Source organism: Bacillus cereus group sp. BfR-BA-01310 (genome assembly GCF_022664325.1).
Lineage (GTDB): Bacteria > Bacillota > Bacilli > Bacillales > Bacillaceae_G > Bacillus_A > Bacillus_A paramycoides.
This window is the reverse complement of the sequence record NZ_JAKUHD010000004.1, coordinates 308,938-328,599: the sequence shown is the minus strand read 5'-3', so window position 1 is coordinate 328,599 and position 19,662 is coordinate 308,938. Positions and strand designations below refer to the sequence as shown.

Sequence of the window (19,662 nt, the reverse complement as noted above, 5' to 3'; positions counted from 1 at the left end):
GAAAGGAAAAGAGAGGGCATATTGAATTCTAGTTTAGACAAACTAGAAAAAGCACTATTCGATCATATACATAAAGAAGAGTTAGAGAGAATTATGCTTTCTATGTTGAAATAGTAAAACGGTGATGTTGAGATTTATATCTTAAGATCACCTTTTCTTTTTCTCTTTTCTTCTGATACACTATGACAGTATTATATAAATTGACTGGAATTTTTTCATACTGGGAATAACTAAAAAAGAGAACTTGTATAGAATGTAAGCGTGTGGTAATATCAAATATGTACCGGTTGACTATATTATCCAATTGGTCATTTTTGGAGGTGACGATGTGGCTATAGATCGAAAACGTTCTATTATTGAAGCTGCAACAAAGTCTTTTTCAGCATTCGGTTATAAGGCGACGACGATGGATCAAGTTGCGAAGTTAGCGAATGTAGGAAAAGGAACAATTTATACTTTTTTCAAAAATAAAGAAGAACTATTTGGCGAAATTATTTCTAATTTAATTACAGAAATGAAGCAAGTTGCAAAAGACGCAATTCGTTCAGATATTTCATTTTTTGAAAATGTGCATAAGGCATTATATAGCATTTTAGAATTTAGAAAAGAACATCAGCTCATGATTAAACTAATTCAAGAAGAGCGTGATATGGGAACGAAAGAAGTACAAGAAGTGATGCAACAAGTAGATGTGGAAATCGTTTCTGTCATTCAATCTTATTTAGAGATTGCGATTGAAAAAGGTGAAATTAGCAAATGTGATCCAGAAATTACAGCATTTATTATGCTTCGCTTATACGTATCCCTTATTTTTGATTGGGAAAAGAATCATGAACCGTTAGAAAAAGAAAAAATCGCAGAATTATTTGAACTTTATTTACTAAAAGGATTGTCAAATTAAGATAATCCTTTTAATTTTATAAAAAATGACTAAATGAACAAATTGGTCATATGTTTAATTTAGGGGGATAATAGAAAATTTACAATTATATTGAGAAAAAGTTGCATAGTAATAAATTCGGGGATAAGGCATATGTATGAACAGAATATAGCCTTTTTGTTTGTGTAAAAATGACCGAATTAAGATTTTGGTCATTTTGAAAAGGGGGAGAAATTATGAGAGGGTATAAGTTGCTTAGTAAAGAATTTGCAGAGATTATAAAAAGTAAAAAAATATTAATCCCAATTATTGCGGTTTTATTTGTGCCGATTTTATATGCGGGTATGTTTTTATGGGCTTTTTGGGATCCGTATGAACAGTTAGGAGATTTACCGGTCGCGGTAGTCAATTTAGATAAAGGTGCAGTATTTGATGGGAAACCAATTGAAGTTGGGAAAGGGCTCGTTGATAACTTAAAAGATAATAAAAGTTTTAAATGGGAATTTGTAAGTGAAAAAGAAGCGAAAGAAGGAATGGAAAACAGGAAGTACTACATGTTAGTACGTATTCCTGATAACTTCTCTAGCAATGCTACAACGTTATTAAAAGACGATCCGAAACCATTAAACTTAGAATATATTCCAAATGAAAGTTTAAACTTCTTATCTTCACAAATTGGCGGAACAGCAATCGAAAAAATTAAAGGTGAAGTATCAAGTACGTTAACGAAAACGTATGCAGAGAAAATGTTTGATTCCATAAAAGATGTTTCAAAAGGATTAGCAGATGGAGCGGATGGAGCAAATAAGTTACATGACGGAGCAAGTGAATTGCATGACGGTTCAAGTAAAGTGACGGATGGACTCTATACACTTCAAGGGAAATCTGGTGAGATGAAGGATGGAGTTGGAAGGTTAGTAGATGGATCTAATAAATTAATAGATGGGTCTGGAAAAGTAACAAATGGTTTAAATACGTTAAATAGCAAAACGGGTGAGATGCAGACAGGTATAGGGAAATTAATAGATGGATCTGGAAAAGTAACAGCAGGTTTAAATACGTTAAATAGCAAAACAGGTGAGATGCAAAAAGGAATTGGCGAATTGCGAAATGGATCTGAGCAAGTAACCAACGGTTTGAACACATTGGTAAGTAAATCAGGTGAATTAAAAACGGGAACAACTGAACTATCAAATGGTATGGAAAAACTTGTTGGGGGACAAAGTCAATTAGAGAGAGGGTCCCAAGAGATTCAAAAGGGTTTGCAGGAGTTAAATAATAAAGTACAAAATTCTGTTGCAGGTCTAGAGGAAATGCAGTCGAAAGTTCCTTCTATATTAAATACAGTAAATCAGAAAATAGATGGAGCTGGAGAAAATGTAAATCAGTTAAATGAACTCACTCAATCCACAGCAGGGGATGCAAAAAATGCGGCACAAGATGTAGCTAATTTGCAAAAGCAAATTGAGAGTTTACCAAAAGAATATCAAGAGCAGTTACAACCATTTATAACAAGTGCGGCAAAAAGTACAGCGACAGTGCAACAGAAAGCCATTGGAGTAGCAGGTGGAACAAATAAATTAAATGAAGAAGTAAAACAATTAAAAGGTGAAATACATCAAACGACAAGTGGAATGCAAAATAAACTACCGAATCCAAAAGAGTTTAAAACTTTAACGGGTGGTATTGAGAAATTAAAGGATGCACAAAACGAATTTGTTAGTAAGTTTCATGGATTTGGTGAAGGGTTAAGTGATGCTAAAGTAGGTGTAGATAGGTTAAAGAATGGCTCAAGTCAATTAATTGATGGAGTAACTCAATTACAAAGTGGATCTGGAAAAGTAACAGCAGGATTAGGTCAATTATCTGTAGGAGCAAATCAACTGTCAGGTGGAGTAACTCAATTAGCAGAAGGCTCAAGCCAAGTAACAGGCGGTTTAGGAACGTTATCTGTAGGAGCAAACCAAATGTCAGGTGGAGTAACTCAATTAGCAGAAGGCTCAAATCAAGTAACAACTGGCTTAGGCACTCTAAATGGTGGTCTAAATACAATGTCAACTGGCTCAACCCAACTAATCGACGGAGTAAATAAACTAGCTGACGGATCAGGAAAAGTGACAGATGGACTCGTAAAAGTAAACGATGGATCTAGTGAACTTGCTGAGAAACTTGGTGAAGGGGCAGAAAAAACAGGTGCAGTAAAAGGAACGGATAAAACGTATGATATGTTTGCAAGCCCAGTAAAAGTGAAAACAGAGAAAATGGCGGAAGTACCAAACTACGGAACAGGATTTACACCGTACTTCTTATCGCTCGGTTTATTCGTTGGGGCACTACTATTATCTATCGTATATCCATTACGTGATACAGTAGGCGTTCCGAAATCAGGATTTAGCTGGTTTATTAGTAAGTTTGGGGTTTTACTATCAGTAGGGATTATTCAAGCAATAGTAGCAGATTTCATATTATTGTTCGGATTAGGTGTAGAAGTACAAAGTATTCCATACTTTATACTCTTTAGTATTGTTACGAGTTTAGCATTTATTTCATTAATTCAGTGTTTAGTAACAGCGTTTGGTGACGCAGGGCGTTTCATCGCTATCTTAACATTAATTATGCAGCTTACAACAAGTGCTGGAACATTCCCGCTAGAATTAATTCCGAAGTTTTTACAACACTTTAATGCCTGGTTACCGATGACATACTCTGTATCAGGCTTTAAAGCAGTAGTATCGAGCGGAGATTTTAACTTCATGTGGCAAAATATAGGGATATTAATGATCTTTATCGTTTTATTATCACTCGGTACAATCGCTTCGTTAACTTGGATGCATAAACGACAATTTAGAAATATTGCTGAAAATCAATCGGTTGAAGCTTAAATAAGGAAAATAAAAAAAGGCACCGAAATGGTGCCTTTTTTTATTTGTCTTGTTTTATTGGTTGAGAAAGTTCATTTGTTTTTCTATTTTTCCGGAACAAGTATATAACAATACTTATAAGAATAATTGTAGCTACAATCCAAATAAATGGGCCATATCTTTCAGCAAAAGTATATAGTTTCATGTTGCTGGCAATGTCCTCTTTTGTTTTTCCTATTAGAATTTCAGAGCCACTATAACCTTCAAGTGTATCTCCTTTTTTTATACCAAAAATAAGAGTGTCTGATTTGTTTTCTATTCCTGTGTATCGGTATCCTTTACCTTTAATTGTTAATTGAGTATCATCTTTTTTTAGTGTGTAGTCTTCGGCGGAAATATCTTTGCCTGACAGTGTAATTGGTTCCATTGAGAAGCGGATTTCTTTTAATGCAGGAAGAGCTTCATTGTTTAGTAAGAGCTGCTTTGCAATATGCTGCTCGGTATCAATGTTTTTCCAATTTGCCTTTCGTCGTTTATATGTATTAATTTCAAGAAGTGCGAATTCTTTATTTTGAAGTTTTTCCTCTGTAATAGGTTGTGTAGTAGTTAACGTGCCTTTTAATAAAATCACACCGTCTTTTGCAGATTGAAAGGAAGAGACTTCCTTCGTTTCTTTTAATGTATTGATAGCACCTCTATAATCTTCTTTTCCTAACAGAACAGCTCCTGTATGTACAGTTAAAATAAGATATAGGATGCTTAATACTATAATAGCTTTTTTCACTATTTCCCCTCCAAAATATGTATAAGTTAATTATAACATAATTTTCCATATGGGTTTTTTCAATTTGAATAATAGGTTACAGACATAAGAGTGATAAGTAAATTAAGAGAAGTGTGGATGAAAGGAGTAAAAATGAAAAAGAAATACAGTTGTAAGAAAGGTGAACTGTACTTCTCTTTTAGCTGAACAGTATTTTATTCCGTAAAAGCCCGAATGGTGTGGGCTAATAATCAGTGGGGGATGAATGAACCCCCACCGATGAAAGTTTCACTTTATTGAATTCTTTTTCTCTGTATTACATTTAAAAACCCTTCAATATTCGAGCTTAAAATTTGTCCCACCGTTATATAATCGTCTTCATAGTAAAATATTAGTTTTTTATCAAAGAATGTTTTTTTCGTCTCTATGGATAGGATTTTTTTATATTCAAATTCCGCAATCAATGCATTTTTACAATATTTGAATGATTGTCCATAAAAAATAACCCTCCTATTAGTGGCAAGTAACAATCCGGAACGAGGGACATTATGCGTAATAATATAGCCAGTAAGTGAACATCTTAAAGTGGATAAAATGTTTTCTTCATGATGTAATAGTTGTTTTGCATCCTCTAAAGTTTGATTCATTGCATATAATCCTTTTTTATTTAAAATACAATCTATATGGATATTATTATAGCAAGAAAGACCATACACCAAATATGCAACATTGCATATTTGGTGTATGGTCTTTTGAATATTACGCAGCATTGTTATTACTTTCCAAAGAATATCTTTTCCTTAATTTTACTATATTTTATGTGTAGACTAAACGAAAGAAAGGAATCACAACAATTTGGATAGAATCATATTACAGGGGAGTGGATATGATGAAAGGAAATCTTACGTATTATTTTATCCCGCATTAACGGGCAGTAAGACTCCCCCTCAAAATTCGGCTGAAGCAAAGAAGTTAGGTGGGAGATCAACTGCCCGTAAAAGCCCGATTGGTTCAACTAATAATCAGTGGGGGATGAACAAAACCCCCACTGATTAAAGTTTCACTTTATCTTATATCCACTGATCTTCTTTCTTGTTTTCGCCCTATCACCTATATTGTTTAATAAAAAAGAATATACAAGTATGAAAGATATATTTGGAATGCTTGCATTCTACTATGTGTTAATTAGTGGATATTACCTTATTGATATTTTAAGTGAAAGAATAAAGAAAAACGGTAAAGAAAAATAGTAAAGTTTTATTATATAAAAACTGATGGAGGGTAACAAAATGACCGAAAGCGAAATGAAATTTCGAGATACGACCATTCGTAACTTTTTTGATAAAGAGGATCGTTTAAAATCGATTCCAGGTCAAAAAAAGAAAAAGTTAGTGTTATTAGAGCATTTAGTTAGCAAATTAAATACAGAGAATCAATATACAGAGAAAGAAATGAATACATTCATTAAACAATATCATGAAGATTTTTGTACAATTAGACGAGAGTTTATCGTGCATGGGTTTATGGATCGCGAGGATAATATGTATCGTGTAAATGAGAGAGAAGTGTGGACGAAGTGGGAAGAGTTATAAATGTAATGAGGAAGGGGAATTTTCTTGCAAGCTAGTAGTCTTATGCATGAAAAGATTTCGGGAAAACCATCGGTTTTTGGGATATTCACTTCGCCAACACTGCAATTCGAAAGGATGAAGAATCAAAGAAATATGTTCTTTCCATTAGCTCTTTTAATTGTACTTATTATAATTTCAAGTGCCTTAATGTCTTGGAATTCTTTAAATAATCCCGTACTTAGTATGTTTCATGATAAAACGGGATTTACTGTTCCAAAATACATAACTTTCTTTACTACATTTGGAATTTCAGCAGTCAGCGGAATCGTAGCTATACTTTTTGCACCTATATTCTATAAGAACATTATGATTTTCTTTGGAGTTGATATTAACTATAAAGAAACATTCCCGATAATTATTTATGCTTCGTTTATATTAAGATTAGGGATGATTTTAAACGGATTAATTGCATTTTTTCTAAGTGGATATGAGATATCTTATACAGGTTTAGGTGCAATAGCAACAGATAATATGATTTTACATACAATCGCTCAAAGAATAGATATATTTAATATTTGGTATTACGTTTTATTAGGGATAGGTTTAAAAACGATAACTAATTTAAAAAAAGACAAACTGATTCCTCTTATTCTTGTACTTTTCGTTTTTACTAGCTTATTAGCGAGCATGGCTGGATTGATGCAGGAAATATCTAAACCGTAAAGATATGTGGGAAGTATAATTATACGCTTATATGAAAAAGGTGGTTTGGGTATGGACAAACCACCTTTTATCCCGCTATTTGTGGGCAGTAAGACTCCCACCTCAAAATTCGGCTGGAGCAAAGAAGTTAGGTGGGAGATCAACTGCCCGTAAAAGCCCGATTGGTGAAGGCTGATAATCAGTGGGGGATGAACAACCCCCCCACTGATTAAAGTTTCACTTTATAATTCTTTACACTAAAACTTTTGTCTCCAATCTTTCTTTCTGACGAAGATGATGTGCAAAATGCATAGAAATAAGCTGGAACCATTCTGCCGCATTTAAGTAACCAAGCCCGGGGTGCTCTACTTTACAATCATTTGGAATAGAAGTAAGTGTTGGCTCAATGTTTTTAACAACTGTAATTAATTCCAGAAAACGTTCTTGTACTTCCTCTTTGTTAGTTGGATTTTCGGGTGTATATCCCGGATGATCTGGTAATTTTATTTGTATGTCAGGGAAAGCACCCATTATATATACCTTTTCACCCATATCCGTTTTTTTGTTAGTTACAGATGGCGTTTCAGTTTTACATTTCGCGATTGCATCTAACTGCATATATGTAGCCGAAAGCAAATGATTATACATTTGACCAAGAGACCATTCTTCTGTAGAAGGTTTCATTCTAAATTGTTCGAGAGAGTACTTTTCTAATTCCTCAATGTAATACGTCGCTAAATCCTCAAATTTGTTCATATTGTTAGCTCCTTTTTATGAAAATGTATTTGTTGATACTTACTATAAAGGAGGGATACTGACAACATTATGTCAGTAGTGAAATAAAAAAATTAAAGTTTTAACATTTTTTTTGCTTCCTCATGTATTTTCTCAGAAAGAATTTTTGGCTCTAGTACTTGCACTTGGCTCCCCCAGCTTAATACCCATTGAAAGACTTCATCTATATTTCTTGATTTCAAAAAGACATGAAAACTATTATCTTGATGTTCGTATGAATCTATAAAAAAGTACCGTGATTCAATAATTTTATGTGCAATATGGGGTGGGAATAATAAATGAATCGTAACAGTTCGATTGTTTTCAGGTTGATAGTCTTGTAAGGAAAAGTCTTCAGGTTTTGTAAAGAAGGCTTGTTCTTGTTGCAATTCATCCATTCGATCTAAACGAAAATTACGTATTTGTTTTCGAAGTAAACAATGAGCAACGATGTACCAAATTCCTGAAATGTTGACTAAGCCATAAGGGTGAACAGTTCGTTTTATTTTCGTAGTTTCACGCGGCTTAAGATAAGAAAAAGAGATAGCTTGCTCTTTCTGAATAGATTCTTGCAATAAGAAAAGTAGGTTTTCTAGTTTTTCTCGCTCAGGTTGCTGATGTGAAAATATAGGAGAAAGGAAACGGAAAGTTTCTCTCAGCTCTTCAATTTTCTTTTGTTGATCAGTAGGGAGGACAACCTCAAGTTTTTCTTTTGCTGATTGCGCATGTACAGAAAAAGAAGAAGTGAAAGTTTTCACAATATAATCACCGCCTAATAAAAGAGTAACGGCTTCTTCGGGCGTAAGCTGAATGGGTGGTAAGAAATAACCATCCATTAAGGAATAACCGTGACCAGGCATTGAAAAAATGGGAACGCCGGATTCACTGAGTGCGTCCATATCTCGATAAATTGTTCTTTTACTTGTCTCAAATTTTTCGGCTAAACTATGTGCTGTAACAGTTTGTTTTCTTTGTAGTTCAATTAATATAGCTAATAAACGATCCATCCGATTCATGAAATATCATCCTTTATTTAATAAATATTTTAATTGTGAAATTCTAAAAGTAGTATATATCTTTCTGCAATTAACAGACTTTTTCCTATGTATAATATTAATATAGTAAAATCATAAGAACCCATATTGCAGTTTCCAATAATATACTATATAATCAGGATAAGAAAACGTTTTCATGCAAAGGGGGAGAATTTCGTGTCGACTATCGAGGACGTGGCGAAATTAGCGGGGTTATCAAGGACAACGGTTTCTAGGGTGATCAATAATCATCCATATGTTTCAGATGAGAAGAAAAAAAGGGTTCAATTAGCGATGAAGCATTTAGGCTTCGTTCCTAATTCTGCGGCGAGAAGGCTTCGTAAACAAAAAACGGAAACAATTGCGGTGCTAGTTCCAAGGATTACAAATCCTTTCTTCAGTAGATTTATTGAAGCAATCGAGATTGCTGCTTCTGAACATAAATATAAACTGATTATTTGTCAAACAAGATATTTACCGGAAAAAGAGATGGAGTATTTACAATTATTATCTACGAAACAAGTAGATGGGATTATTCTATGTTCACTAGAAAATCCGTGGGAGGATGTAGAGCCATACTTACAACACGGTCCAATCGTGTTATGTAATGAATATATTGAGGAAGCAAATATTCCAACAGTGAAATTTGATCATGCGCAAGGAGCATACATAGCGGCCAATCATGTGTTAGAACAAGGATATCGTAATCTTATTTTTTGCCGTGGTAACGAAACGAAAGTAGTGAGCCAACAGCGAAAAATGGGCTTTTTACGCGCTATTACTGAAAAGAGTAGAGAAGTGGAAGCGATTGATTTTCTTGAAAACGCTTTCTCTTGGGATGATGGAAAAAGAATATTCCATGAAGTATTAAAGGACAAAAAAAATCCTACCGCGATATTGGCAGGAGGCGACGAGGTTGCAGCTGGAATTATCTCAGAGGCGAAACGCCATAACTGGAGCATTCCAGAGGATCTCGCTGTTATCGGTTTTGATAATCAAATTTTATCACAGATTACAGAGCCAGGTATTACGACAATTGAACAGCCAATTGATGAAATGGCCCGAAAAGTTGTCGACTTAATGATGGATAAAATCCATACGAAAAATTATCGAAAAAAAGAATTGTATGAGTTTGAACTGGAGCTCTTGGTGAAAGGTTCAACGATGAAGGATAAGATGTTATTAGCCTAGTAGACTATGTCTGCTAGGTTTTTTTATGTTCACAAACTACTATTCTTCGTGAACGCAATCGTCACATTTGTTATGGTATGCTTCGTGTTGCTCATCAATTTCCTTCCCGCAATGAGCACAAGTTTTCGTCGGTAAATTTCTGAAAAACTCCATTGGTTGATCGATCATGTCAATCCCTCCATTTCCATTTCTTACTATCATTGTATTAGTACAAAAAATAAAAGTCAATAACTGTTTTATAACAAAATTGAAAATTAATGAAAAAGTTTAGGAAATGGATTATAGTTAACAATGTGGGATGTAAGTAAAAAACTTTCTCAAGTACGGAGAAAAACTGCATTGCTACTCGGTTTTAGAAAGGATGGATACATATGAAAATGACTGTTGTCGGCTTTTGGGGCGGCTTTCCAGAAGCGGGAGAAGCAACGTCGGGGTATTTGTTTGAACACGATGGTTTTCGTTTACTTGTTGACTGTGGTAGTGGTGTACTAGCACAGCTTCAAAAATATATAACACCATCTGATATAGATGCAGTTGTACTGTCGCACTATCATCACGATCATGTTGCAGACATTGGGGTGTTGCAATATGCGAGATTAATTACGAGTGCAACGAAAGGACAACTACCGGAATTACCAATTTACGGTCATCCGTTTGATGAGGATGGATTTAATTCTTTAACGCATGCACCGCATACGAAAGGAATCGCATACAATCCAGAAGAAACACTTCAAATTGGACCATTCTCCATTTCATTCTTAAAAACTGTTCATCCTGTTACATGCTTTGCGATGCGTATTACAGCTGGCGATGATGTCGTTGTATACAGCGCTGATTCAAGCTATATTCCTGAATTTATTCCGTTCACAAAAGATGCTGATCTTTTCATTTGTGAGTGTAATATGTATGCACATCAAGAAGCTGCGAAAGCAGGGCATATGAATAGTACAGAAGTAGCAAGTATTGCAAAAGATGCGAATGTAAAAGAACTTTTATTAACGCACTTGCCGCATACTGGCAATCCATCTGATTTAGTAACAGAAGCAAAACAAATTTTCAGTGGCCACATTACGCTTGCACATAGTGGTTACGTTTGGAATTCATGAGGTGATACGATGTTATTTATTGATAATAAAGGGATTACAGATCCTACTATAAATTTAGCTATTGAAGAATATTGTGTGAAGAATTTAGATATTAACGAAACATATTTACTGTTCTATATTAACGAACCTTCCATTATCATTGGTAAAAATCAAAATACGGTGGAAGAAATTAATGCTGATTACGTAAAAGAAAAAGGCATTCACGTCGTTCGTCGTCTATCAGGCGGAGGTGCAGTATATCACGATTTAGGAAACTTAAACTTCAGCTTTATTACGAAAGATGATGGAGATAGTTTCAGCAACTTCAAGAAATTCACAGAACCTGTAACGAAGGCGCTTGGTAAATTAGGTGTAAATGCAGAGCTAAGTGGTCGTAACGACATTCTAGCTGAAGGTAGAAAAATTTCAGGTAACGCGCAGTTCTCAACGAAAGGTCGTATGTTTAGTCACGGTACGCTACTATTTGACTCTGAAATCGATCACGTCGTATCAGCACTAAAAGTGAAGATGGATAAGATTCAATCAAAAGGAATTAAATCAATCCGTAGCCGCGTTGCGAATATTACAGAGTTCTTAAACGAAAAAATGACGACAGAAGAGTTTAGACAACTTCTATTAGAGACAATTTTCGAAGGTGAAACAGAAATTCCAACGTACGAATTAACAGAAGCTGATTGGAAAGAAATTCATAAAATTTCTGAAGAGCGTTATCGCAATTGGGATTGGAACTACGGAAAATCTCCGAAGTTCAACTTGCAACATTCACATCGTTTCCCAGTTGGACAAGTTGACGTTCGTCTTGAAGTAAAAAAAGGAACAGTAACAGAATGTAAAATTTACGGCGATTTCTTTGGCTCACTAGATGTTCATGATATTGAAGAACGTTTAACAGGCATACAATTTGATAAAGATGCATTCGCTGTAGCTTTAGAAGGTGTAGATATCGCACGCTATTTCGGTAATATAACAACAGAAGGTTTCCTACATTTATTCTTCTAAAAGTGAAGGGGCTGTCATAAAAGACAGCCTCTTTCTTTTTGTATAGATTGTCGTCTTTTGTCGGTAAATCGATATATTTAAGAAATCGCTGATAAAAATTGAGTTACGGTCGATATATCTGAAAAAGCGAGTGCATATTATCCTAAAATGATTTCAGCAATAGCTTAACTATATGCTTGCACCCTTTTCTTGTATAGATAATTCCCTTATCCTTCCAAAGTGTTCTGGGAAAAGTAGTCATTGTATATTCAGTTAATGGAATATCACTTGCTACTTTAATTTTCTTTTAATATAATTAATTTAGAATTTTTAAATATTCTAAATTTTATAAAGGTGGGATTTATGTGAATCTCGTTCAATCTTTGGCTGAAACGGCAAAAAAGAAGGGGGATAAACCGGCTTATATATTTATGGATCAGTCGGTCTCGTATGACCAATTAAACAAAATGGTCACAAGGTTTTCTAGCAATTTAGCAAAAATGGGCATTGGAAAAGGGGACAATGTCGCATTAGCTGTCGGCAATTCGCCACATTTTTTAGTAGGCTTATACGGAACGATGAAAGCTGGCGCAACTGTCATTCCGATTAATCCAATTTATACAGCAGATGAAATGCATTATATTTTACAAAATGGAGATGTAAAAACAATCATCGTACTCGACGTCCTTCTACCTGTTATACAATCTCTTACAACAAGACTTCCTTCACTTGAAAATATCATCATATGCGAAACCTCATCAGATTTTACTCATACAGAAACGGAAAAAATGAAAACGTTTACTAGTTTTATAGGAACTGGAGATTTAACTTACGAAGGCCCTCAACTAGATGAAGAAGATGTTGCCGTTATTTTATACACTTCAGGTACAACAGGAAAGCCAAAAGGTGCTATGTTAACGCATAAAAATTTATATAGTAACGCTAACGATGTTGCGTCATATTTACAATATACTGCGGATGATCGCATCGTTGCGGCACTGCCGATGTTCCATGTGTTCTGTTTAACTGTTGCGGTAAATGCGCCAATTGTGAACGGTGCGACCATTTTAATGTTACCAAAGTTTAGTCCGAAAGAAGTATTTCGCATTTGTCGTACGTATGGGCCGACGATTTTTGCGGGTGTACCGACAATGTATAATTACTTATTTTTATTTGAAGAAGCAAGTGCAGAAGATGTGAAGACGCTTCGTCTTTGTATTTCAGGTGGTGCATCTATGCCTGTTGCGCTTCTGAAAAACTTTGAAAAACGTTTTAACGTTATCGTTTCAGAAGGATACGGTTTATCAGAAGCATCACCTGTTACTTGTTTTAACCCGTTAGATCGTCCTCGTAAACCAGGATCAATTGGTACAAATATTTGGCACGTAGAGAATAAAATTGTGAATGAACTTGGTGAAGAAGTATCTGTCGGTGAAGTTGGTGAGTTAATTGTTCGCGGGCCTAACGTTATGAAGGGATATTATAATGCACCAGAAGATACAGCGGCGACACTTAGAGACGGCTGGCTTTATACAGGGGACTTAGCGAAAATGGATGAAGAAGGTTACTTCTATATTGTTGATCGTAAAAAAGATATCGTCCTCGTTGGCGGTTATAACGTATATCCTCGTGAGGTTGAGGAAGTGTTATATGGCCATGATTCGGTAGCTGAAGTTGTCGTAATCGGTGTTCCGGATGAGAACTTAGGAGAAGCAGTGCGAGCTTACGTCGTTCTGAAACAAACTAACGTAACAGAAGAGGAACTTATGCATTACTGTACGTTACATTTAGCGAAATATAAAGTACCAAAGAGTATTGAATTTTTAACAGAGCTGCCGAAGAATACAACTGGTAAGTTGTTAAGAAGAGCTTTGAGAGAGAAAGCATTGCAAGTATAAAAATAAAGATATCCATCTCTATGACTGTATGTTATAGAGATGGATATCTTTTTGTTTTTTAGTATTGGCTAAGCTATAAGTCCATATAAAAGAGTTTGCTGATTTAAAAGATCATTGGGGCACGAAGTATACGAATATTTTAATCCAAGAAAATATTTCAGTTGGAACAGATAATGGATGGGCTCCAGATAAATCGATAAGCCGCGCAGAAGCAGCTCAATCTATTGCGAAGACAGATAAGTTAAAGAAATAAATCGAAACTAAAATCAGTGGGACGCCATTCCCGCTGATTTTTAGCGTGTATGGCGTTTCTTATATAATAATTTTAAATTCCGAGTTGACACATGTGAATTGCGGAATTAAAATGAAAAGAAATCAAACAGAATACAATAGAAGCTAATCAGAGAAACTGAAGGCGCACAACGTTCACTTTTGTGAATGGATTGTGTGCCTTTTTCTATTGTACAAACTAAGGGGGCTTTATATATGAAACAGTGGAGTAAGGCATCATTAATGAAAAGTACAGGTGTTTTATTATCAGCATTTGTCCTTTTGGCGGGGTGTGGATCGGCAACATCCACTAACAATTCTGAAGGAAGTGCAGATAAGAAGACAGTTGAACTTTTAAATGTTTCATATGATCCAACGCGTGAGTTATATCAAGATTTCAATAAAGACTTTGCGAAGTATTGGAAAGAGAAACATGGGCAAACAGTGAATGTAAAACAATCACACGGCGGATCTGGAAGCCAGGCGCGTTCTGTTATTGACGGGTTAGAAGCAGATGTTGTAACGCTAGCACTCGCTTATGATATTGACGCAATTAGTAAGAAAAAACAGTTAGCAGAAGATTGGCAGAAAAGACTGGCCGATAATTCAACTCCTTACACATCGACAATTGTATTTCTCGTTCGAAAAGGAAATCCAAAAGGGATTAAAGATTGGGATGATTTAACGAAAAAAGGTGTGTCTGTCATTACACCGAATCCAAAAACATCTGGAGGAGCACGCTGGAACTATTTAGGAGCGTGGGGATATGCGCTGAAGAAGTATAACAATAGTGAAGATAAAGCGAAAGAGTTTGTGGGTCAAATTTATAAAAACGTAGAAGTACTTGATTCTGGTGCGCGCGGGGCAACGACAACTTTCGTTGAAAAAGGAATTGGTGATGTGTTAATTGCTTGGGAAAATGAAGCATTATTATCACAAAAAGAGCTTGGAAAAGATAAATTCGAAATTGTAACGCCTTCGATTAGTATACTTGCAGAACCACCAGTAGCTGTTGTAGATAAAGTAGTTGATAAAAAAGGAACGAAAAAAGTAGCTGAGGGGTATCTTGAATATTTGTATTCAGAAAAAGGGCAAGAAATTGCAGCGAAAAACTTTTATCGCCCTCGTAATGAAAAAGTAGCGGAAAAGTACGCATCACAATTTCCGAAAGTTCAATTATTTACAGTAGATGAACTATTTGGAGGCTGGAAAAAAGCGCAAGAAAAGCATTTTAATGATGGAGGCGTATTCGATAAAATTTATCAAAAATAAGGGGGGATGAGGTGAAGGATTGTGAGGAAGAAGAAGCGTGTTTTACCGGGGTTTGGATTATCTCTTGGATTTACAATGTTATATATGAGTTTATTCGTACTTATACCACTTTCTATCGTATTTATTCAAACTTCACAGCTAGGCTGGAAGAAGTTCGCACAAGTTATAACGAGTGAGCGCGTGTTGCATTCCTATCAAGTGAGTTTAACGACTTCACTTGTAGCAGCAGTTGTAAATGCTATTTTCGGTTTATTAATTGCATGGGTGCTCGTTCGCTACACCTTTCCAGGGAAACGATTATTAGACGGACTAATTGATTTACCATTCGCTCTTCCGACTGCTGTAGCTGGTATTACACTGACGACGCTTTATGCGGAAAATGGTTGGATCGGAAAAATATTTAGTGTGTTTCATAGAAAAGTAGCTTTTACACCGCTCGGAATTATTGTTGCACTTACGTTTATCGGCTTACCATTTGTCGTCCGAATGGTGCAACCAGTACTGCAAAGTATTGATAAAGAAGTAGAAGAAGCAGCTTCTAGTTTAGGAGCCTCACGCCTTCAAATATTTGTGAAAATCATTTTACCAGAAATATTCCCAGCTCTCCTTGCTGGTTTTTCACTCGCTTTTGCGCGGGCGTTAGGGGAATATGGATCTGTCGTTTTCATCGCTGGTAATATGCCGATGAAAACAGAAATCGCACCGCTGATGATTATGACGAAACTAGAACAATATGATTACGCCGGAGCAACAGCTGTAGCGGCTGTTATGCTTATTATTTCTCTCCTTTTTCTTCTCCTTATTAATATGATTCAAAATTGGAGTAGAAGGCATGAACTGAGAAATGAATAGGAGGGGAGAAAATGGAACCAACATTACTAGAGAAGAAAATAGTAAAAAGCATATCGGCTAAAAAAGAATCTAAATTTGTACCGGGTCTATTAATTACGATAACAGTTTTATTTTTATCTCTCTTTCTATTACTCCCGCTCGTGACAATTTTTATGAAAGCTTTTGAACGGGGGATTGATGTATACATTGCTGCCGTAACAGATCCAGAAGCATTTTCGGCGATTCGATTAACGCTTCTCGTTGCTTTAATCGTTGTACCGCTTAACACGATATTCGGAATAGCAGCAGCATGGCTTATTACGAAGTTTCAGTTTAAAGGAAAGCAGTTATTATTATCACTTATTGAACTGCCGTTTGCAGTGTCACCAGTTATCGCAGGGTTAGTGTTCGTTTTACTTTTCACACCGAGAGCCGCATTTGGCGGATGGCTATTGGAACATGGTGTGAAACTTATTTTCTCTGTCCCAGGCATTATCATTGCAACGATATTCGTAACGTTCCCGTTCGTTGCACGTGAATTAATCCCGGTTATGCAAGCACAAGGGAAAAGTGAAGAAGAGGCAGCTCTGTCACTTGGTGCAAGCGGATGGAAAATGTTTTGGCGTGTTACGCTTCCGAATATAAAATGGGGTCTTTTATACGGCATGATTTTATGTAATGCCCGTGCCATTGGTGAGTTCGGAGCTGTTTCCGTTGTGTCTGGTCACGTACGCGGCGTTACAAATACGATGCCGCTTCATATTGAAATCTTATACAATGAATATCAATTTTCAGCTGCGTTCGCTGTGGCGACTTTAATGTCATTCATCGCAGTTCTTACGCTCGTTATAAAAAACTGGATCGAATGGAGAATGGAAAAACGACAATAAGGGGGGATTGCGATGAGTATTCAAATTCACGGCGTATCAAAACAATATGGTACATTTCAAGCGTTAAAAGACATTCGTTTAGATATTCCAAAAGGAGAACTTGTTGCCTTATTAGGCCCGTCAGGTTCTGGAAAAACGACGTTATTACGAATTATTGCAGGGCTAGAAGAAGCGGATGGAGGTTCTATTTCATTTGATGGGGAAGATTTAACAGACATTCACGTGAAAAATCGGCAAGTCGGTTTCGTCTTCCAGCACTATGCGCTTTTTAAACATATGAATGTGTTTGAAAATGTCGCTTTCGGTTTAAAAGTAAGGAAGAAAAGCGTAAGGCCTTCAGCAGAAGCAATAGAAGAAAAGGTAACAGAATTATTAAAGCTTGTAAAAATGGATGGCTTTGCAAAACGTTACCCGGCGCAATTATCTGGCGGACAACGCCAACGTATTGCATTAGCCCGGGCACTTGCAGTAGAACCGAAAATTTTATTGCTAGATGAACCGTTTGGCGCACTTGATGCGAAAGTACGGAAAGAATTACGAAGATGGCTCCGGAAATTACATGACGAATTTCAAATTACGAGCGTATTCGTAACACATGATCAGGAGGAAGCGTTAGACGTTGCGGACCGCATCGTTGTGATGAATGAAGGACGAATTGAACAAATGGGAACGCCAGAAGAAGTGTATGAAAATCCAGCAAGCCCGTTTGTATATGACTTTTTAGGAAACGTAAACTTATTTCATGGCCGTGTTCATAAAGGAAAACTAGATTTAGGCTCTGTAGAACTAGAAGCACCAGAGCATACACACGTTTCTAACGTAGACGGAGTAGCGTATGTAAGGCCACATCATTTATCGATTTCTCGTACGGAGCAAAGTGTAGAGGCAATCCCGGCGAAAGTAACATATTCTCATGTAGTTGGCCCTGTCGTATATGTAGAATTAAAACGAGAGGGAACAGAGGAATATTTAGAAGCAGAAATTAGTAAAGAACGGTTTAGACAACTGAACATTCAAACGGGTGAGTCTGTATACGTACATCCGAAAGAAGTAAAGGTGTTTATTCCGGAGGATTTTGTGATTTAAATAAAAGCCGAACCGTCATAGAGTGGTGGTTCGGCTTTCCTTATTACGGTTATAAAAACTATATATTCCTCTTCATCAATTCCCCAACCTGCGTCGCAACATATTCAACATCACTATCAATTTCTTCTAACACGTAAGATTCTAAAATCCCCATTACAGCGGCCCCTAAAAATTAAAAAACAATGTGTTTATCAATAATCTGTAAAAATAATTGTGTTTTGAATTGCACCTCTAATTGTTAGGTTTGCATCTAGCAATTAGGGGTTTTTATTGTGAAGATTGATGTGCTTAATATTTACGTTAAACGTGCATAACAAGATATAATAGAAGAAATCAATAAGGAGGCTGGCTGTGAAGAATCTTCGTTATTTCAATATATTTACTATGTTAATTGTTTACACACTACTTATGTTTTACATCGGCTGGAACGGATGGGTTTGGCTTAGTACAGTATTCGGCTGGGAGTCTTGGGGCTATTACGCTTTCGTAGTCGGGTTTATCTCATATGCGTATATTCTCGTGCAAGTATTTAAGTTTCTTCCATTTCTACGAACGATTGGTTCGATATGGTTTGCGGTTATACAATATGCGCTTATGTTATTGCCGTTAGCCGATATTGCTGTCTTATTATTACAGTTTTCAGTGGAGAAAGAAACAGCAATTATTTGGACAGGAATGGTCGTTTTACTCGTGTTCGTCTTGATCTTCGCATATGGGGTATTTAATGCATATAGCCCGGTTGTAAGAAAGTATGATGTACACATACCGAAAAAAGTAGAGGGTCGTAAAAGTTTACGCATTGCGATGGCTTCTGATATGCATTTCGGTAAACTATCTGGTGTTTCTCATTTAAAGAGACTAGTCCACCATGTAAATGAAATGAAGCCAGATATTATTTTACTGCCAGGTGATATCATTGATGACCACCCAGGTGTGTTCATTCAGAAAAATATGGGACACATTATGAAACAAATGAAAGCTCCATTAGGCGTATATGGTGTATTAGGGAACCACGAATATTACGGACGAGCGATTCCTGAATTTTTGCAAGAAATGGATAAGATTGATATTCGTATTCTTTTAGATGAAGTCATTACAATCGAAGATAATTTTTATCTCGTTGGGAGAAGAGATAAAACAGAGCGAGATCGTCAAAGCTTTGAAAACTTAATGAGTACGGTGGATTTATCGCTTCCTATTATCGCAATGGATCATCAACCATTTGAATTAAAGCAGGCAGCGGATGCCGGCGTTGATATACTATTATCCGGTCACACGCACCGCGGACAAATGGCGCCGAATCATATTGTAACGAGAAGAATGTACGAACTAGACTGGGGATACGCACAAAAAGGTGCATTCCACGCCATTGTTTCTTCTGGATTCGGATTTTGGGGACCACCTCTCAGACTTGGAAGTAGATCTGAGATTGTGCAGGTGGAAGTTACGTTTGAATAAGTGTATTTAATAGAGAGCTAATGGCTCTCTATTTTTTAAAAAACAGAACGTTCGTATTTGGATTGCAAAATAGTATATTTACTCTCCCTGGAAAAAG

19 protein-coding genes and 2 pseudogenes are annotated in these 19,662 nt (G+C 36.1%); 15 read left to right on the top strand and 6 right to left on the bottom strand.

Features of this window, described 5'->3' with window-relative positions:
- Nucleotides 1-328: 328 nt before the first annotated feature.
- Both MR109_RS12185 and MR109_RS12180 read left to right on the top strand, forming a co-directional pair.
- Nucleotides 329-901 carry a TetR/AcrR family transcriptional regulator gene (locus MR109_RS12185; protein WP_002170730.1) on the top strand — a complete coding sequence of 191 codons (573 nt, stop codon included), beginning with the start codon at nt 329-331 and terminating at the stop codon, nt 899-901.
- A 215-nt stretch (nt 902-1,116) separates the two neighbouring features.
- Entirely contained in the window at nt 1,117-3,762 is a 2,646-nt protein-coding gene (locus MR109_RS12180) for a YhgE/Pip domain-containing protein (protein ID WP_242272219.1), read from the top strand.
- 40 nt (nt 3,763-3,802) lie between these two features.
- Here the strand turns inward: MR109_RS12180 and MR109_RS12175 are convergent, their stop codons facing one another.
- Together MR109_RS12175 and MR109_RS12170 are read right to left on the bottom strand one after the other, a co-directional pair.
- The gene (locus MR109_RS12175) at nt 3,803-4,525 is read right to left on the bottom strand and encodes a hypothetical protein (RefSeq protein WP_048369797.1); all 723 of its coding nucleotides are present in this window, start codon (nt 4,523-4,525) and stop codon (nt 3,803-3,805) included.
- A gap of 272 nt (nt 4,526-4,797) precedes the next feature.
- A complete protein-coding gene (locus MR109_RS12170; RefSeq protein WP_242272218.1) occupies nt 4,798-5,151 on the bottom strand; it encodes a PH domain-containing protein in 354 nt (117 codons plus the stop codon).
- Nucleotides 5,152-5,571: 420 nt separating this feature from the next.
- Here MR109_RS12170 and MR109_RS30205 point away from each other — a divergent pair, with 420 nt between their 5' ends.
- From MR109_RS30205 to yknW, 3 genes are read left to right on the top strand one after another with little or no spacing between them, the layout of a single operon-like run.
- Nucleotides 5,572-5,754, top strand: a complete 183-nt coding sequence (locus MR109_RS30205; protein WP_242272253.1) for a hypothetical protein — start codon at nt 5,572-5,574, stop codon at nt 5,752-5,754.
- Nucleotides 5,755-5,793: 39 nt separating this feature from the next.
- Entirely contained in the window at nt 5,794-6,096 is a 303-nt protein-coding gene (locus MR109_RS12160; protein ID WP_025148724.1) for a DUF2087 domain-containing protein, read from the top strand.
- Between the two features lie 24 nt (nt 6,097-6,120).
- Nucleotides 6,121-6,798 (top strand): YknW family membrane protein, encoded by a 678-nt coding sequence (gene yknW, locus MR109_RS12155; RefSeq protein ID WP_242272216.1) that lies wholly within the window; start codon nt 6,121-6,123, stop codon nt 6,796-6,798.
- Nucleotides 6,799-7,029: 231 nt separating this feature from the next.
- On the opposite strand, the gene MR109_RS12150 is transcribed toward yknW, so the two are convergent.
- Both MR109_RS12150 and MR109_RS12145 read right to left on the bottom strand, forming a co-directional pair.
- Nucleotides 7,030-7,533, bottom strand: a complete 504-nt coding sequence (locus MR109_RS12150; RefSeq protein ID WP_242272214.1) for a DinB family protein — start codon at nt 7,531-7,533, stop codon at nt 7,030-7,032.
- A gap of 92 nt (nt 7,534-7,625) precedes the next feature.
- Entirely contained in the window at nt 7,626-8,567 is a 942-nt protein-coding gene (locus MR109_RS12145; RefSeq protein ID WP_242272213.1) for a helix-turn-helix transcriptional regulator, read from the bottom strand.
- Nucleotides 8,568-8,762: 195 nt separating this feature from the next.
- Here MR109_RS12145 and MR109_RS12140 point away from each other — a divergent pair, with 195 nt between their 5' ends.
- The gene (locus MR109_RS12140; RefSeq protein ID WP_071717684.1) at nt 8,763-9,776 is read left to right on the top strand and encodes a LacI family DNA-binding transcriptional regulator; all 1,014 of its coding nucleotides are present in this window, start codon (nt 8,763-8,765) and stop codon (nt 9,774-9,776) included.
- A 39-nt stretch (nt 9,777-9,815) separates the two neighbouring features.
- Here the strand turns inward: MR109_RS12140 and yhfH are convergent, their stop codons facing one another.
- Complete coding sequence (yhfH, locus tag MR109_RS12135) at nt 9,816-9,944, bottom strand: protein YhfH (RefSeq protein ID WP_000567010.1); 129 nt, start codon at nt 9,942-9,944, stop codon at nt 9,816-9,818.
- 203 nt (nt 9,945-10,147) lie between these two features.
- Between yhfH and MR109_RS12130 the strand changes: the two genes are divergently transcribed.
- The 8 genes and pseudogenes from MR109_RS12130 (at nt 10,148) to MR109_RS12095 (ending at nt 18,107) form a co-directional block, all read left to right on the top strand.
- The gene (locus MR109_RS12130; protein WP_242272211.1) at nt 10,148-10,882 is read left to right on the top strand and encodes an MBL fold metallo-hydrolase; all 735 of its coding nucleotides are present in this window, start codon (nt 10,148-10,150) and stop codon (nt 10,880-10,882) included.
- A 9-nt stretch (nt 10,883-10,891) separates the two neighbouring features.
- On the top strand, nt 10,892-11,881 hold the full coding sequence (locus MR109_RS12125) for a lipoate--protein ligase (protein ID WP_242272210.1): 990 nt from the start codon (nt 10,892-10,894) through the stop codon (nt 11,879-11,881).
- Between the two features lie 344 nt (nt 11,882-12,225).
- The gene (locus MR109_RS12120) at nt 12,226-13,758 is read left to right on the top strand and encodes a fatty acid--CoA ligase family protein (protein WP_242272209.1); all 1,533 of its coding nucleotides are present in this window, start codon (nt 12,226-12,228) and stop codon (nt 13,756-13,758) included.
- Between the two features lie 88 nt (nt 13,759-13,846).
- Nucleotides 13,847-14,011: pseudogene (locus tag MR109_RS12115) on the top strand (S-layer homology domain-containing protein); the annotation flags it as partial.
- 233 nt (nt 14,012-14,244) lie between these two features.
- Complete coding sequence (locus tag MR109_RS12110; protein ID WP_242272208.1) at nt 14,245-15,300, top strand: sulfate ABC transporter substrate-binding protein; 1,056 nt, start codon at nt 14,245-14,247, stop codon at nt 15,298-15,300.
- A gap of 21 nt (nt 15,301-15,321) precedes the next feature.
- On the top strand, nt 15,322-16,152 hold the full coding sequence (cysT, locus tag MR109_RS12105; protein ID WP_308197274.1) for a sulfate ABC transporter permease subunit CysT: 831 nt from the start codon (nt 15,322-15,324) through the stop codon (nt 16,150-16,152).
- Between the two features lie 11 nt (nt 16,153-16,163).
- A complete protein-coding gene (gene cysW, locus MR109_RS12100; RefSeq protein ID WP_002170751.1) occupies nt 16,164-17,021 on the top strand; it encodes a sulfate ABC transporter permease subunit CysW in 858 nt (285 codons plus the stop codon).
- A 12-nt stretch (nt 17,022-17,033) separates the two neighbouring features.
- Complete coding sequence (locus MR109_RS12095) at nt 17,034-18,107, top strand: sulfate/molybdate ABC transporter ATP-binding protein (RefSeq protein WP_242272206.1); 1,074 nt, start codon at nt 17,034-17,036, stop codon at nt 18,105-18,107.
- Between the two features lie 58 nt (nt 18,108-18,165).
- On the opposite strand, the pseudogene MR109_RS12090 reads toward MR109_RS12095, so the two are convergent.
- Nucleotides 18,166-18,303: pseudogene (locus tag MR109_RS12090) on the bottom strand (TetR/AcrR family transcriptional regulator); the annotation flags it as partial.
- 155 nt (nt 18,304-18,458) lie between these two features.
- Between MR109_RS12090 and MR109_RS12085 the strand changes: the two are divergent.
- Nucleotides 18,459-19,565 carry a metallophosphoesterase gene (locus MR109_RS12085; RefSeq protein WP_242272205.1) on the top strand — a complete coding sequence of 369 codons (1,107 nt, stop codon included), beginning with the start codon at nt 18,459-18,461 and terminating at the stop codon, nt 19,563-19,565.
- Nucleotides 19,566-19,662: the final 97 nt, after the last annotated feature.